General features: G+C 71.1%; 9 protein-coding genes. 1 reads left to right on the top strand and 8 read right to left on the bottom strand.

Annotation, left to right across the window (positions count from 1 at the left end):
* Positions 1-14: 14 nt before the first annotated feature.
* The 8 genes from ACSNOG_RS01495 to ACSNOG_RS01460 all read right to left on the bottom strand — a co-directional run bounded on the left by ACSNOG_RS01495 (position 15) and on the right by ACSNOG_RS01460 (position 11,636).
* On the bottom strand, positions 15-938 hold the full coding sequence (locus tag ACSNOG_RS01495; protein WP_436750649.1) for an ABC transporter permease: 924 nt from the start codon (positions 936-938) through the stop codon (positions 15-17).
* Between the two features lie 187 nt (positions 939-1,125).
* Positions 1,126-2,763, bottom strand: coding sequence for a peptide ABC transporter substrate-binding protein (locus tag ACSNOG_RS01490; protein WP_436750648.1), 1,638 nt, complete (start codon positions 2,761-2,763; stop codon positions 1,126-1,128).
* 457 nt (positions 2,764-3,220) lie between these two features.
* Complete coding sequence (gene typA / locus ACSNOG_RS01485) at positions 3,221-5,125, bottom strand: translational GTPase TypA (protein ID WP_436750647.1); 1,905 nt, start codon at positions 5,123-5,125, stop codon at positions 3,221-3,223.
* Between the two features lie 441 nt (positions 5,126-5,566).
* Positions 5,567-7,522: a TPM domain-containing protein gene (locus ACSNOG_RS01480; RefSeq protein ID WP_436750646.1), complete on the bottom strand. Its 1,956-nt coding sequence runs from the start codon at positions 7,520-7,522 to the stop codon at positions 5,567-5,569.
* Positions 7,523-7,685: 163 nt separating this feature from the next.
* Positions 7,686-8,450, bottom strand: coding sequence for a succinate dehydrogenase/fumarate reductase iron-sulfur subunit (locus tag ACSNOG_RS01475; RefSeq protein WP_436750645.1), 765 nt, complete (start codon positions 8,448-8,450; stop codon positions 7,686-7,688).
* Entirely contained in the window at positions 8,447-10,393 is a 1,947-nt protein-coding gene (locus tag ACSNOG_RS01470; RefSeq protein ID WP_436750644.1) for a fumarate reductase/succinate dehydrogenase flavoprotein subunit, read from the bottom strand. The genes ACSNOG_RS01475 and ACSNOG_RS01470 overlap by 4 nt, the downstream gene beginning before the upstream one ends.
* A gap of 51 nt (positions 10,394-10,444) precedes the next feature.
* On the bottom strand, positions 10,445-11,287 hold the full coding sequence (locus tag ACSNOG_RS01465) for a hypothetical protein (protein ID WP_436750643.1): 843 nt from the start codon (positions 11,285-11,287) through the stop codon (positions 10,445-10,447).
* A gap of 61 nt (positions 11,288-11,348) precedes the next feature.
* Entirely contained in the window at positions 11,349-11,636 is a 288-nt protein-coding gene (locus ACSNOG_RS01460) for a hypothetical protein (protein WP_436750642.1), read from the bottom strand.
* A gap of 341 nt (positions 11,637-11,977) precedes the next feature.
* Between ACSNOG_RS01460 and ACSNOG_RS01455 the strand changes: the two genes are divergently transcribed.
* Positions 11,978-14,164: an ABC transporter family substrate-binding protein gene (locus ACSNOG_RS01455; RefSeq protein ID WP_436750641.1), complete on the top strand. Its 2,187-nt coding sequence runs from the start codon at positions 11,978-11,980 to the stop codon at positions 14,162-14,164.
* Positions 14,165-14,183 lie beyond the last annotated feature (19 nt).

Raw genomic sequence — 14,183 nt, 5'->3', positions numbered from 1 at the left:
GTATGACCTGGCGGTCAGCTGAGGCGGATCCGCGGGTCGAGCACCGCGTACAGCAGATCGACCAGCAGGTTGAGGACGACGAAGACGGCGACGCCGTAGGTGACCACGCCGACGATGATCGGGTTGTTCCCCTGCTGGATCGCGGTGACCAGCGCGTAGCCCATGCCGTCCCAGTTGAAGATCGCCTCGGTGATGAGGGCGCCACCGAGCAGACCGCCGAAGGAGATGCCGATGTAGGTCACCACGGGGATGATCGAGTTGCGCATGACGTGCTTGAGGAGCACCGTGCGGCGCGGAAGGCCCTTGGCGATGGCCGTCTTGACGTAGTCCGCGCGCAGCACCTCGAGCATGGTGCCGCGCATCAGCCGGGCCACGAGCGCCGCGTCGATGATGGCCAGCGTGAACGCCGGCATGATCATCGAGTTGAACGACCCGTCCGAGATCAGCGGGAACCAGCCGAGGTTCACGGCGAACTGGCTCTGCAGGATCATGCCGATGACGAAGCTGGGGAAGCCGATGGCCAAGGTCGTGAGAAGTGTGACCAATACATCCCAGAACGAATATCTGAACAAGGCCGCCACCAGGCCCGCGAGGACGCCGAGCACCACGTCGATGATGATCGCCGCCACGGCCAGCTTGGCGGTGTTGCCCAGCTTGGGGCCGAGCACCTCGGTCACCTGGCGCCGCTGGGTGTAGTCCTCGCCGAGGTCACCCTTGACCAGATTGGTCACATAGTTGCCGTACTGCACGGCGAGGGGCTTGTCCAGACCGTAGCGCTCGCGCAGCTGCTCGACGACGGCGGGGTCACGCGCCTTGTCGCCACCGAGCGAGCCGACCGGGTCTCCGGGAAGGACGAACAGGCAGGCGAAGAGGATGAGGGTCGCACCGAAGAGGACGATCACCATCTGCCCGATCCGCCGGATCACATATTTGCCCACGATGTCTCCTTGACTTACTGCCGCCGTGGGGCGTTCGCCGTCGCCTCCCGGTACGGGAAGGGTGGGTGGGGAGGCGGCCGCACACGTCCCGGCCCGCGGGCCGGGACATGCGGAGGCGAAGGCCGTGGAGCCTCAAGTCGTTGCTCGGGGCTCCACGGTCTTCACGGGACTGGCTGGAGGGTGATGGTTACTTGACGCCGATCTCGGCGAGGTTCGGGTCCTCGAAGAAGTCCAGCTTGATGTTGGTGAACTTCTTGCTGTTGACCAGGCGGTACTGGGTGCGCTTCCAGGTCGGGATGACGCCCTGGTCCTCGTCGATGGCCAGCTTCTCGGCCTCGTTGTAGATCTTGGCGCGCTCGGCCGCGTCCTTGGTCTGACGGGCCTTCACCAGCAGCTCGTCGAACTTCGGGTTGCTGTAGCGGCCGCGGTTGTCGCCCAGCGCCTTGCCGTTGGCGTCCGGGTTGATGCCGCTGGTGGACAGCAGAGGCGAGAAGAAGTTGTCGGCGGTCGGGTAGTCGGCGGTCCACGCCTGACGCCAGATGCCGATGGTGCCCTTGTCCTGCTGGCGCGCCAGGGCCTCCTTGAAGGGCAGACCGTTGAGCTTGACCTTCAGGCCGAGCACGTCCTCGATCTGCTTGGCGACGGCCTGCACCCACTCCTCGTGCCCGGCACCGGTGTTGTAGCCGAAGTCCAGGGTGTCGCCCGGCTTGAGGCCGGCCTTCTCCGCGTACTCCTTGGCCTTGTCCTTGTCCTGCTTGACGCAGGAGGTGCACACGTCGGCCTTGTAGACGTCCTTGAAGGACGGGGGCAGCAGGGCGGTCGCGGGCTCCTGCAGACCCTGGAAGACACCCTTGGCGATCTCGGCGCGGTCGATCGCGTAGGAGATGGCCTTGCGGGCGTCGGCCGACTTCATCGGGCCCGACTCGTTGAACGGGGAGATGTAGTTGACGCCGCTGACGTCAGCCTTGATCCACTGGCCCTGGGGCTCGTACTTCGCCTTGGCGCCCGGCATCTGCGGGACGGGCATGCGGGCCCAGTCGAACTGGCCCGACTCGAAGCCCTTGTACTCCAGGGTCACGCCGCTGTTCGGGTTGAGGATCGACAGCTCGACCTTGTCCAGCTTGGCCTTTTCCAGACCGTAGTCGTCGTTGCGGACGAGCGTGATCTTCTTGTTGTGCTCCCACGAACCCGACATCTTGAAGGGGCCGTTGCCGATGGGGGCGTCGTTGAACGACTTGTTGTCACCGGCGCCGGCGACCTTCGGGACCGGGCTGAAGGCCGGGTGGGCGGTCTTCTTGTCGAACTCGAAGTCCGGCGAGGAGAGCTTGACCTTGAGGGTGTAGTCACCCTCGGCGGTCAGACCGGAGAACTTGTCGCTCGAACCGCCGTTGAGCTCCTTGTAGCCGGCGATGCCGTTCATGTGGTACGCCACGTCGGAGGCGGACGCCTTGGCGACGACGCGGGTCCAGCCGCGGATGAACGCCTCGGCGTTCACGGGCTCGCCGTTGGAGAACTTGGTGTCCTTCTTGATCTGGAAGGTCCACTCGTCACCGGCGTCGTTCGGCTTGGCGGACTCCGCCAGCTTCGCTTTGAGGGTGCCGTCGACGTTCACGTCGTAGAGGCCCACGAACAGCTGACGGGCCACCAGCGTGCCCTCGGATTCCTGGGCGTTGAAGGGATCGATCGACTTCGGCTCGGTGATACCGAGACGGAAGACCGCTCCCTTGCCGCCACTGTCCTTGCTGTCACTGCCACCACAAGCAGTTGCCGCCATGGCCACGACTATCGCGCCGACGACCCACTTGGCGCTCTTGGCACCGCGCATGGGTATGCCTCCTCAAGAGTCCACTTTTCACTACGAGAGAGGCGCCGGCCCCACGCTGACACCCCTGACAGCGGAGACGGAACCGGCACCTCGAGTGTGCTCGTGAGTCGGCGCTCCCCACAGCGCGTGACCCATTGACCCGAGCTCAATGAACCCAACTATTAAGTACGTCCGCCTTGTAAACCACACTTAAAGGGTCTCGCTTTGGTCACATCGAGCGCCTTCAGCGGTTCGAAAACCGGACAAAGTCAGCACAGACAGACACCCGCGAAACGGACTGTTAACACAACTTCCGGCGTCGACCGGCCGGTATTCGGACAACCTGTGCAGCCGTGCATGAATACGGACTGTCTGATTCCGAGTTGCTCGGACACGCCGGAGGCCCCGTCCCGCCGCAGTGCACTGCGGCGGGACCGGGCCTCTCGGGACCGGCGCTCCTGGCGGAGCGTCAGGAGATTCAGCGCTTGGCGCGGGAAGCCGTGCGGCCGCGCTCCTTCTGGTCCAGGACGACCTTGCGGATGCGGACCGCCTCCGGGGTGACCTCGACGCACTCGTCGTCGCGGCAGAACTCCAGGGACTGCTCCAGCGACAGCTTGCGCGGCGGGACGATCGCCTCGAAGGAGTCGGCGGAGGAGGAGCGCATGTTGGTGAGCTTCTTCTCCTTGGTGATGTTGACGTCCATGTCGTCGGCGCGCGAGTTCTCGCCGACGATCATGCCCTCGTACACCTCGGTGCCCGGGTCGGTGAAGAGCACGCCGCGCTCCTGGAGGTTCGTCATCGCGAAGGCGGTGACGGCACCGGCGCGGTCGGCGACCAGGGAGCCGTTGTTGCGGGTCTTCAGCTCGCCGAACCACGGCTCGTGGCCCTCGTGGATCGAGTGGGCGATACCGGTGCCGCGGGTGTTCGTCAGGAACTCCGTGCGGAAGCCGATCAGACCGCGGGACGGAACGACGAACTCCATGCGGACCCAGCCGGAGCCGTGGTTGGACATGTTGTCCATGCGGCCCTTGCGGGTGCCCATGAGCTGCGTGACCGCGCCCATGTGCTCCTCGGGCACGTCGACCGTCAGGCGCTCGACCGGCTCGTGGATCTTGCCGTCGACCTCCTTGGTGACGACCTGGGGCTTGCCGATGGTCATCTCGAAGCCCTCGCGGCGCATCTGCTCGACCAGGATGGCCAGCGCCAGCTCACCGCGGCCCTGCACCTCCCAGGCGTCGGGGCGCTCGGTGTCCAGGACGCGCAGCGAGACGTTACCGACCAGCTCGCGGTCCAGACGGTCCTTGACCTGGCGGGCGGTGACCTTGCGGTCCTTGACGGCGGACTTGGCGTCCGCGCCCTTGCCCGTGCCGCCACGGCCGACCAGCGGCGAGGTGTTGGTGCCGATGGTCATGGAGATCGCGGGCTCGTCGACCGTGATCAGGGGCAGCGCGACCGGGTTCTCCGGGTCGGCCAGGGTCTCGCCGATCATGATGTCGGGGATACCGGCGACCGCGCAGATGTCGCCCGGGCCGGCGACCTCGGCCGGCTTGCGGGTGAGCGCCTCGGTCATCATCAGCTCGGTGATGCGGACGTTGGAGATGGTGCCGTCGCGCTTGATCCACGCGACGGTCTGGCCCTTGCGCAGCTCGCCCTGCTCGACGCGGAGCAGCGCGATGCGGCCGAGGAAGTTGTCGGCGTCGAGGTTGGTGACGTGGGCCTGCAGCGGCGCGTCCTCCTCGTAGGCCGGGGCCGGGACGTGCTCCAGGATCGTGGAGAAGAACGGCTCCAGGTTGGTGCTGTCCGCGGGGACGGTGCCGTCCTCCGGCTTGGTCAGCGACGCGATGCCGTCACGGCCGCAGGCGTAGACGATCGGGAACTCGATCTGGTCCTCGTCCGCGTCCAGGTCCAGGAAGAGGTCGTACGTCTCGTTGACGACCTCGTCGATGCGGGAGTCCGGGCGGTCCGTCTTGTTGATGCAGAGGATGACCGGCTTGCGCTGCTGGAGTGCCTTGCGGAGCACGAAGCGGGTCTGCGGCAGCGGGCCCTCGGAGGCGTCCACCAGCAGCACGACCGCGTCCACCATCGACAGGCCGCGCTCGACCTCGCCACCGAAGTCGGCGTGGCCGGGGGTGTCGATGATGTTGATGGTGATCGGCTCGCCGCCGTCCTTGGGGTGGTACTTCACCGCCGTGTTCTTGGCGAGGATCGTGATGCCCTTCTCACGCTCCAGGTCGTTCGAGTCCATGACTCGGTCGTCGACGGAGTCGAGCTGGTGCGCGGCGAAGGCGCCGGCCTGCTTGAGCATGGCGTCGACGATGGTCGTCTTGCCGTGGTCGACGTGGGCGACGATGGCGACGTTACGGATGTCGTGACGGGTGGGCATACTTGCGGCGCTTCTCCCGGAATCGTGGATGGCGGCGCGTACGGTCCGGCACGCGCGCCCGCCGGGCAGAACACGCCGCGGCCACTTCCATGGTACGGGCCCAACCCGACTTCGGCTCCCTCAGGCCTCCGACGAGGCCTCTGACCTGCGGTTTCATCTTTTCCACCCAGGCAGCGGACGACCCTGCGCAAGGGTTTCCCCCCGCGACGGCGGGAACCCCCACCGGGGAGAGCGGCGGCGCCGGACGGCCTTTCGTGGGTTCGGCACCGCCGGATTGCGGCGCGTGCGCTGATCACCGCTGCGGCGGGAAAAGACCGGGGTGACCCCGAGAGAGCGAGCCGCCGCAACGGCGCGCAAGCCCCACCGGGGAGAGCGGCGGTGTCGGGCGGCCTGCCGCGGGGGTGGGGCCGTCGGGTTGCGGTGCCGTGGGAGGAGGGGTGCTCAGCCGGCTGCCAGGCGGCCGCGGGTTGCGCCGCCGCCGAACGTCGCCGGGAGCAGGCCGGCCAGGATGATGCCGCCGAGGAGCGCGCCGCCCAGGGCGCGGGCGGGGGGCGGGGTGCCGGGGTCGTAGCGGGTTCCGTACGTGCCGACGTCGTGTTCGGCGAGGGCGCGGGCCTGGCGGGCGAGGGAGTCCGCGTGCCCGGTCTCGGAGCGCATGGTGCGCGGGTCGCGGGCGCCGCGCGCGAGGGCCAGGTGGCGCTCGGCCTCGGCGAGGCGGGTGCGGGCCCGGCACCCGACGGCCCCCCGGTGCGTGGTGACGAAGTCCCGCGCGGCGGCGACTTCCCCCCGCACCCGCCGCAGGGCCCGCTCGGCCCGCGCCCGCATCCGCTCCTCGTGCCCCGGGCCCGGCGCGGCGTCGAGCGCGGCCGCCGTCTCCTCCACGTGCCGCAGCACGGCCCGCGGGTCGTACCGCCCGCTCTCGACCTCGCGGCGGGCGCAGGCGAGCGCGCGGGCCTGCGGGCTGCCGCGCGGGGCGCGCGCCTCGGCCTCCGCCAGGGCGGCGGGCAGCCGTGCGGTGGCGCCGGTCAGCTCGTGGGCGCGGCGCAGCGCGGCGAGCGTCAGGACGCGGGCCTGGGACAGGGCGGCCTCCCCGGCGCGCAGCGAGATCGCGGCGGCGTCGCTGTCGTCGGCCGCGAGGGCGCGCCGGGCCTCGGCGAGCGCGGTCGTGGCGAAGGCGAGCCGGTCGCGGGCCTCTCCGGGGTGACGGGCGACGGCCGCGAGGGCGGTCGCGCTGCAGTGCCCGGCGAGGGCGGCGAGCGCGGCCTCGGCGGTGGCGACGCGCGGGGCGAGGGATCCCGCGGCGGCCTCGGCGCGGGCGAGGATGCCCGCCGCGTTGTCCCTGAGGCCGCGCAGGCGGTCGAAGGACTCGGACTCGGCGTCCAGGCGGCGGTTGGCGCTGGTGCAGTGCGAGCAGATCTCGTCCAGGGTGCGGCGGCGGATCTCCTCGTCTTCGTAAGGCGCGTCGTCGAGGGCCTGCCGCAGCCGGAAGGCGTCGGCGAGCTCGCCCTTGGCGTAGGCCACGGCCTCGGCGAAGGGCCGGGCGGCCGCCTCGCCCAACTGGGCGGCGGCGAAGTGGAGTTCCTCGGCGCTGGTGCGGACGGCGTCGTCCGTCTCGACCAGGGCGCGCGCGGCCTCCGCGTCGAGCTCGGGCAGCGGGGTCAGGGGCTGGGCGAGGCGGGCGAGGCCGGGCGGGGTGGCCGTCGCGGGGGCGTACGGCCGCCCGTGTCCGGCGCGCCGTCTGCGGGAGGTGCGCCGGGCGCACAGGTACAGCCCGAGGAGGCACAGCCCGGCGCCCATGGCGACGGGGAGCCAGACCCGGCGGTGCCCGGGGACGAGACCCTCGCCGCCGGGGTCCTTGCTGCCGGGCGAGATGGCGGGCGGGCGCACCGGCTCGCCCTGCAGGACAGCGCGGTAGCCGTCGGCGGCGCCGATGGCCGCCCCGGCCCAGTCGTGCTGGGCGACGGCGGGCGCGATGGCCGTGTCGGCGACGGCCTTGAGCTGGTCGGCGCGGAAGCCGGAGCGCTTGTCGGCGGAGACGGCGTACTGCTGGCCGTGGGTGGCGACGGCGAGCAGGACCTCGTGCTCGCCGAGGCCGTTGCGGTCGGCGGTGGCGTCCGCCCAGGCGCGCGCGGAGCGCCCGGAGAAGTCGCGGACGTAGGTGACGTAGAGCTGCACGCGGTGCGTGGTGCGCAGCCGTTCGAGCGCGGTGGTCACCTGGGCGCGGCGCCGGCCGAGCGCCCCGACGGTGTCGGTGATGCGGCCGCCGGCGTCCAGGTCGAGGGGGGTGTCGGCGCGGGTGACGGGGGCGGGGAGCAGCAGGGCGCACAGCGCGAGGAGGGCGCCGGCGAGGGCCCAGCCCGGCGCCCCCTTCCCGTACCGCCTCGAAAGCCGCGTCACACTTGGGAGCGTATGGCGGTAATGCCCGTTCCGCTACCGGGGGCAAGGGGCTGAGTACGGAGCGTGTGCACGCTCCCGCGTGCGCCGGGACCACGCGGCGCGCACGCCGGGTGCCGCATTCACTCCCGGCTCACGCCCGCCTCACACCCGCCTCGCACCCGCCTCACACCCGGCGGCGGATCTTGCTCCCGAGCCATACCAGCGGGTCGTACTTCCGGTCGACGGCGCGCTCCTTCAGCGGGATCAGCGCATTGTCGGTGATCTTGATGTGTTCGGGGCAGACCTCCGTGCAGCACTTGGTGATGTTGCAGTAGCCGAGCCCGTGCTCCTCCTGCGCGGAGCGCTTGCGGTCCAGGCCCGCCTCGCTCGCCCCGTCCAGCGGGTGCATGTCCAGCTCGGCGACGCGCATCAGGAAGCGGGGGCCGGCGAAGACCGGCTTGTTCTCCTCGTGATCACGCACCACGTGGCAGGTGTTCTGGCACAGGAAGCACTCGATGCACTTGCGGAACTCCTGGGAGCGTTCCACGTCCTCCTGCTGCATCCGGTACTCCCCCGGCCCGAGCCCGGCCGGCGGGACGAAGGAGGGGACCTCGCGCGCCTTGGCGTAGTTGAAGGACACGTCCGTCACCAGGTCCCGCACCACGGGGAACGCCCGCATCGGGGTGATCACGACGGGCTCGTCCGGGTCGAGCAGCGACATCCGCGTCATGCACATCAGCCGCGGCCGCCCGTTGATCTCCGCGCTGCACGAACCGCACTTGCCCGCCTTGCAGTTCCAGCGCACGGCGAGGTCGGCGGCTTCGGTGGCCTGGAGCCGGTGGACGATGTCGAGGACGACCTCGCCCTCGTTGACGGTCACGGTGTAGTCGACGAGGGAACCGCCGTCCGCATCGCCCCGCCACACCTTGAAGTGGGCCTCGTAACTCAAGAGGTCAGCTCCTCGTCCGTCAGGTACTTCACCAGCTCCTCCTTGTCGAAGAGCGCGAGCAGGTCGTCACGGATCGGCGGCATTTCGCGCCGCTCCAGGCGCACCCGGCCCAGCAGCGGGTCCGCGCCCGGCTCGGTGCTGTCCCCGTTGAGCCGGCACACGAGGTTCAGCCGGCGCCACCGCCGGTCCATCGCCGGGTGGTCGTCGCGGGTGTGGCCGCCGCGGCTCTCGGTGCGCTCCAGGGCCGCCCGGGCCACGCACTCGCTGACCAGCAGCATGTTCCGCAGGTCGAGCGAGAGGTGCCAGCCGGGGTTGAACTGGCGGTGGCCCTCCACCCCGGCCCGCCGGGAGCGGGTCCGCAGCTCGGTCAGCCGGCGCAGCGCCTCCTCCATCTCCGGGCCCTTGCGGATGATCCCCACCAGGTCGTTCATGACCTGCTGGAGCTCCTGGTGCAGGGCGTACGGGTTCTCGGCCGGGCCGTCGGAGGCCGCCTGCTCGCCGTCGCCGCCCTCCGCGCTGAACGGCCGCAGGGCCTCCGCCTCCGCCGCCTCGATGTCGGCGTCGGAGACCACGGGCCGGCCGGCGCCGGGGAAGGACGAGGCGTGCTCGGCCGCGTACAGGCCCGCCCGGCGGCCGAAGACCAGCAGGTCGGAGAGCGAGTTGCCGCCCAGCCGGTTGGAGCCGTGCATGCCGCCGGCGACCTCGCCCGCGGCGAACAGCCCGGGCACGCCCACGGCCGCCGCCGTGTCGGGGTCGACGTCCACGCCGCCCATCACGTAGTGACAGGTGGGGCCGACCTCCATCGGCTCGGCCGTGATGTCGACGTCCGCCAGCTCCTTGAACTGGTGGTGCATGGAGGGCAGTTTGCGCTTGATGTCCTCGGCGGGCAGCCGGGTGGACACATCCAGGAACACCCCGCCGTGCGGGGAGCCGCGGCCCGCCTTGACCTCGGAGTTGATGGCGCGCGCCACCTCGTCGCGCGGGAGCAGCTCGGGCGGGCGGCGGTTGTTGTCCGGGTCCTGGTACCAGCGGTCGCCCTCGGCCTCGGACTCGGCGTACTTCTCCTTGAAGACGTCCGGGACGTAGTCGAACATGAACCGCTTGCCGTCGCTGTTGCGCAGCACCCCGCCGTCGCCGCGCACCGATTCGGTGACGAGGATGCCCTTGACCGACGGCGGCCAGACCATGCCGGTCGGGTGGAACTGCACGAACTCCATGTTGATCAGCGACGCCCCGGCGAGCAGCGCCAGCGCGTGCCCGTCCCCGGTGTACTCCCAGGAGTTGGACGTCACCTTGAAGGACTTGCCGATCCCGCCGGTGGCCAGCACGACGGCCGGGGACTCGATCGCGAAGAACCGGCCGGACTCCCGCGCGTAGCCGAAGACGCCCGCGATGCGGTCGCCGTCCTTCAGCAGGCGGGTGACCGTGCACTCCTGGAAGACCTTCAGCCGGGCCTCGTAGTCGCCGAACTCGCGGTGGTCCTCCTGCTGCAACGAGACGATCTTCTGCTGCAGGGTGCGGATCAGCTCCAGGCCCGTGCGGTCGCCGACGTGCGCCAGCCGCGGGTACTCGTGGCCGCCGAAGTTGCGCTGCGAAATCTTCCCGTCCCGGGTGCGGTCGAAGACGGCGCCCCAGGTCTCCAGCTCCCAGACCCGGTCGGGTGCCTCACGGGCGTGCAGCTCGGCCATCCGCCAGTGGTTGAGGAACTTGCCGCCGCGCAGGGTGTCGCGGAAATGGACCTGCCAGTTGTCGCCCTCGTTGACGTTGCCCATGCTGGCGGCGATGCCGCCCTCGGCCATCACGGTGTGGGCCTTGCCGAAGAGCGACTTGCAGATCACGGCACAGCGCATGCCCCGCTCGCGGGCCTCGATGGCGGCGCGCAGCCCGGCGCCCCCGGCACCGACCACGACGACGTCCCAGGCTTGTCGGGCCGTACGCGACATCAGAAAGCACCTCTCCTTTAGAGCGTGAAGGCGTGGGGTGGAACGGGCCGACTAGAAGAACCGCGGGTCGTCGAAGACGCCACTGGCGACCAGGTAGACGTAGAAGTCGGCGACCGCCACGCTGACCAGCGAGGCCCAGGCGAGCTGCATGTGGCGGGCGTTGAGCGCACTGACCCAGCCCCACATGCGATAGCGCACGGGGTGCTTGGAGAAGGTGCGGATCCGGCCGCCGACGATGTGCCGGCACGAGTGGCAGGAGAGGGTGTACGCCCAGATCAGGGCGATGTTGGCGAGGAGGACCAGGGTCCCGAGGCCCATGTGGCCCCACTCGCCGCGCGCGTTGCGGAAGCCGAGCGCCGTGTCGTAGGTGAGGATGCCGGCGACGATCACCGCGAAGTAGAAGAAGTAGCGGTGGACGTTCTGCAGGACCAGCGGGAAGCGCGTCTCGCCGGAGTAGCTGCGGTGCGGCTCGGCGACGGCGCAGGCCGGGGGCGAGGCCCAGAAGCCGCGGTAGTACGCCTTGCGGTAGTAGTAGCAGGTCAGCCGGAAGCCCAGCGGGAAGATCAGGATCAGCAGGGCCGGCGAGAGGCTCCACCAGGAGCCGAAGACCTCCCAGTCCGCGCCGTCCTTCATCGGGACGCAGTTCTCCGCGATGCAGGGCGAGTAGAACGGGGAGACGTAGGGCGCCGCGTAGTAGTCGTCGCCCGCGAAGGCCCGCCACGTCGAGTAGACGACGAAGGCGAAGAGCCCGGCGGCGGTGGCGGCGGGCTGCAGCCACCAGCGGTCGGCACGCAGGTGGCGGGCGGGGATCGTGGCGCGCGAGGGGTGATGGACCCCGCCTTGGGCGGGCACCCCGGCGGAGGTCGCGGATCGGGGGTCGGTACCAGTGGCCAAGAGGGACTCCGGGGAGGAGCGGAAGGGGGTGGGTCGGGTGCTGCCGCGCTGCCCGGCCCCGTCAGGGAGCGTGCCGGTCCCGGCAGCCGAGCCCCTCCTCGTCCGCGTCCTTCCACAAGGACGCGTCGTACGGGGCGTCGGGGACCGGCACCAGCTCGGGGCGCGGCCGCTCCGCGGGGTGGTGGACGTCGCGCAGGAGGGTGACGCTCTCGCGCAGGTGGGCGGCGTCCGTGCGCACCCGGCGCAGTTCGAGATCGCGGTTGCCCAGGTGCTGCTCCAGGCGGGAGAGCGCCCGGCCGAGATCGTCCAGACAGCGCTGGACCGCGGTCACTTCGTCTTGCAGGGACATGTCTGACCCTCACTTCCGCTGTCGGCGGTTGCGGGTGGCGACGGTGATGCGACTGAGAGTGTCGCGCGTCACACCCCTCCGGGGGAAGATAGCGATCGCGCCTTCGCCGGAACGGGTACGGCACGCGCCGGAACGCTGCAGAAACGTTCGTGCACGAGGGGCGCGCCGAGGGACGGGGGCCGCGGAATCGTTCGTCCACGCGGGTGGCGTACACCCGGGCGGCGCCGTGTCGGCGCGCAGCCGGACCGACTGTCGCATTCAGTGGTGAGCAGTAGATGCGATCAGCAGCGCAATACGCCGAAAGAGTCCGGCGAGCGAGCCCGGCGGAGGTGGCACCACACATGGCCCTTGACCGATCTCTGCGGGCCCTGCGCACCCGTACGCGCTCTCCACGACCCCTGCGTTCCCGTACGCGATCCCTGCGGGTTCCGCAGGCGCTGCGCTCCCGTACGCAATCCCTGCCGGCCCCGGGCTCCCGTACGCGGCCCGGTTTCGTCCGGCGCGGTGCCGTCGGGCGCGGTGCCGTCCGACGCGGTGCCGTCCTGCTCACCGCCGGGATCCTGCTCACCGGCTGCGGACTCGACCAGGACGGCGACGGCGTCGTCACCCCGCAGGACATCGCCGCCGCCCCCCGGGCCAAGGTCGCCGACGGCGGCACCCTCACCTGGGCGATCGACGCCCTGCCCAGCACCCTCAACACCTTCCAGACGGACGCCGACGCCACCACGCAGCGGGTCGCCGCGGCCGTCCTGCCCGCCCTGTTCACCCCCGACGGGCGCGGCCGGCCGCAGCGCAACGCCGACTACCTGCGCTCGGCCGAGGTCGTCCAGCGCGAACCGCACCAGGTCGTCGTCTACAAGCTCAACCCCAAGGCCGTCTGGAGCGACGGCAAAGCCGTCACCGCCGCCGACTTCGAGGCCCAGTGGAAGGCCCTGCGCGGCAAGGACAGCGCCTATTGGCCGGCCCACAACGCCGGCTACGACCGCATCGACCGGGTCGAGCGCGGCGCCGACGCGCAGGAGGTCAAGGTCACCTTCGCCCGCAGCTGCGCCGACTGGCCCGCCCTGTTCACCCCGCTCTACCCGAAGGCCGTCATGAGCAGCGCGGACGGCTTCAACGACGGCGCCCGCACCGAACTCAAGGCCTCCTCGGGCCCCTTCCGGATCGCCGCGCGCGACACCAAGCAGGGCACCCTCACCCTCGCCCGCGACCCCAAGTGGTGGGGCGACCGGGCCAAACTGGACCGGCTGGTCCTCCGGGCCGTACCGCGCGCCGAACGGGCCGAGGCGCTGGCCGCCGGCAAGCTCGACCTCGCCGACGTGAACCCGGCCGACGCCCGCCGCATCACCGCCGCGAACAAGCCCGCCAAGCAGGACAAGGGCGACAAGCCACCGGCCGCCGCGGCCCCGCCCACGCCCGCCCTGCGCGGCATCGCCGTCCGCAAGTCCCTGGAGCCCGGATACACCCAGCTCGCCCTCAACGGAGCGAGCGGCCCGCTCGCCGACGAGCGCGTACGCCGGGCCGTCGCCCGCGCCATCGACCGCCGGGCCCTCGCCAAGTCCGTCCTCGGACCGCTGGGCCTGCCCACCGAGCCGCTCGGCAGCCACCTCTTCCTCGCCGGCCAGGAGGGCTACGAGGACAACAGCGACGCCATCGGCGGCCCCGACCCCAAGGCCGCCCAGGCCCTCCTCGCGGAGGCCGGCTGGAAGCAGGACCGCGACGGGAGCGGCCACCGGACGGCGGCGGGGGCGGACGGGTCGGACGGCCGTTCGGGCACGCCCGGCAGAGCCGTCGACATGCGCCCCGGCCCCCAGGCGGGCCCCGAGCCTGCGGACGGGGACGATCCGGATGACCCGTACGACCCGGAAGGCGTCGCGGACGGCTCCGCGGACCTGTCCGACCTCGAGGACGGGATCAACGGGCTCACCGAGTCCGCCTGGCCCGACGGCAAGCGCACCGCCCGCGACGCCGGCGGGAAGGCGGCCGCCGCCCCGGTCCGCATGAAGAACGGCAAGAAGCTCACCCTGCGCTTCGTGGTGCCGGTCAGCTCGGGCACGGACTCCCTGCGGAGCGTGGCGGACCGCATCGCCCGCCGTCTCGACGCGGTCGGCATCGCCACCGAGATGACCAAGGTCGCCGACGTCGGCTTCTTCAAGGACCACATCGCGGCGGGCAGCTACGACCTCGCCCTCTACTCCTGGCCCGCCACGGCCTACCCGTCGACGGACGCCCGCCCCCTCTTCGCCAAGCCCCAGCCCGCCGCGGACGGCTCCCTGCAGGTCGAACAGAACTACACCCGCGTCGGCACCGACCGCATCGACCAGCTCTTCGACCAGGCCTCCACCGAACTCGACGCAGAAGCCTCCCGCGACCTCGCGGGCCGCGCGGACGCCCGCATCTGGGCCCTGGCGGGCTCGATCCCCCTCTACCAGCGCCCGCAACTGGTGGGTGCCCGCAAGACGGTGGCGAACGCGGGAGCGTTCGGTCTGGGGGCGCCGCGGTACCAGGACATCGGGTTCAGGAAGTAGGGGGCGGCGGCACCGGGGG

The organism is Streptomyces sp. URMC 124, assembly GCF_051386455.1.
GTDB lineage: Bacteria > Actinomycetota > Actinomycetes > Streptomycetales > Streptomycetaceae > Streptomyces.
This window is presented reverse-complemented; position numbering and strand designations above follow the sequence as displayed.

Excerpts from the sequence above, each read along its gene's own strand:
- ACSNOG_RS01490 (WP_436750648.1), bottom strand. The coding sequence starts at position 2,763 with ATGCGCGGTGCCAAGAGCGCCAAGTGGGTCGTCGGCGCGATAGTCGTG.
- typA (WP_436750647.1), bottom strand. The coding sequence starts at position 5,125 with ATGCCCACCCGTCACGACATCCGTAACGTCGCCATCGTCGCCCACGTC.
- ACSNOG_RS01470 (WP_436750644.1), bottom strand. The coding sequence starts at position 10,393 with ATGTCGCGTACGGCCCGACAAGCCTGGGACGTCGTCGTGGTCGGTGCC.
- ACSNOG_RS01460 (WP_436750642.1), bottom strand. The coding sequence starts at position 11,636 with ATGTCCCTGCAAGACGAAGTGACCGCGGTCCAGCGCTGTCTGGACGAT.
- ACSNOG_RS01455 (WP_436750641.1), top strand. The coding sequence starts at position 11,978 with ATGGCCCTTGACCGATCTCTGCGGGCCCTGCGCACCCGTACGCGCTCT.